Genomic DNA, 1714 nt, shown 5'->3' on the forward strand with positions numbered 1-1714 from the left:
CCGAAGTAGTCGACGACGTCCTCGGGCCACTGGTTGGCCTCCGCCAGCAGCACGGTGTCGGGGTACTGGGCGTCGATCTCCTTGCGCACCCGCTTCAGGAACTCGTGGGTCGCCGGCAGGTTCTCGCAGTTGGTGCCCTCCTGCTGGTACAGGTACGGCACGGCGTCCAGCCGGAACCCGTCGATGCCCAGATCCAGCCAGAACCTCAGCGCGGAGATGATCTCCTCCTGCACCGCCGGGTTCTCGTAGTTCAGATCCGGCTGGTGCGAGAAGAAGCGGTGCCAGTAGTACTGCTTGCGTACGGGGTCGTACGTCCAGTTGGAGGCCTCGGTGTCGACGAAGATGATCCGGGCGTCCTGGAACTGCTTGTCGTCGTCGGCCCAGACGTAGTAGTCCGCGTACGGACCCTCCGGATCCCTCCTCGACTCCTGGAACCACGGGTGCTGGTCGCTGGTGTGGTTCATGACGAAGTCGATGATGACGCGCATGCCGCGCTGGTGGGCGGCGTCGACGAACTCGACGAAGTCGGCGAGGTCGCCGAACTCGGGCAGGACGGCGGTGTAGTCGGAGACGTCGTAACCGCCGTCACGCAGTGGGGACTTGAAGAACGGCGGGAGCCAGAGGCAGTCCACGCCGAGCCACTGGAGATAGTCGAGTTTGGCGGTCAGGCCCTTCAGGTCGCCGACGCCGTCGCCGTTGCTGTCCTGGAAGGAGCGGACCAGGACCTCGTAGAAGACGGCACGTTTGAACCACTCCGGGTCCCGGTCCTTGGCGGGAGTGTCCTCGAACGTGTCCGGGACAGGCTCGTTGACGATCATATGGTGGGTGACCCTCCGATCTGCGGGGTGGACGGTCGCAGAACCGAGAAGACATGCGCGGGTCGACGACCCGGTTCGAGTCGCACATAGTTGGCCCTGCCCCAGTGATGGATATCGCCGGTGAGCAGGTCGCGCACCGGCACCGACTCGTGCCAGTCCAGGCCGAGTTGCGGCATGTCCAACGAGACCGTGGCCTCCTGGGTGTGGTGGGGGTCGAGGTTGGCGACCACCAGAACCGTGTTCGAACCGCTGCGCTTCGAGTACGCGATCACCGCTTCCTTGTCCGCATGATGGAAGTGGAGATCGCGCAGCTGGCGCAGGGCCGCGTTCCGTCTGCGGATGGTGTTGAGGCGGGTGACGAGGGGGGCGATGGTGCGGCCCTCGCGGGCGGCCGCCTCCCAGTCGCGGGGTTTGAGCTGGTACTTCTCCGAGTCGAGGTACTCCTCGCCGCCCTCCCGCAGCGGGGTGTTCTCGCACAGTTCGTAGCCGCTGTAGATGCCCCAGGTGGGGGAGAGGGTCGCGGCGAGCACCGCGCGGACCTCGAAGGCGGGCCGGCCGCCGTGCTGGAGGTAGGCGTGCAGGATGTCGGGGGTGTTCGGGAACAGGTTGGGCCGCATGTAGGCGGCCGCCTCCCCGGACAGCTCGGTCAGGTACTCGGTCAGTTCCTGCTTGCTGGTGCGCCAGGTGAAGTACGTGTACGACTGCTGGAAACCGATCTGCGCCAGGGTGTGCATCATCGCGGGCCGGGTGAACGCCTCCGCGAGGAAGATCACGTCCGGATCCGTGCCGTTGACCTCCGCGATCACCCGCTCCCAGAACACCACCGGCTTGGTGTGGGGGTTGTCGACCCGGAAGATCCGCACCCCGTGGTCCATCCAGTGCCCGAGGACGCGCAC

At 66.2% G+C, this 1714-nt stretch carries 1 protein-coding gene and 1 pseudogene; both read right to left on the reverse strand.

The genetic code is table 11. From position 1 onward, the window contains the following. Nucleotides 1–818: alpha-amylase family glycosyl hydrolase (locus ACWD5D_RS44810; RefSeq protein WP_451378500.1), on the reverse strand; the 818-nt coding region annotated here is incomplete at its 3' end. Continuing rightward, nucleotides 815–1714: pseudogene (locus ACWD5D_RS44815) on the reverse strand (alpha-1,4-glucan--maltose-1-phosphate maltosyltransferase); the annotation flags it as partial. The gene ACWD5D_RS44810 and the pseudogene ACWD5D_RS44815, both read right to left, overlap by 4 nt.

It is taken from the genome of Streptomyces sp. NPDC002520, assembly GCF_053595235.1.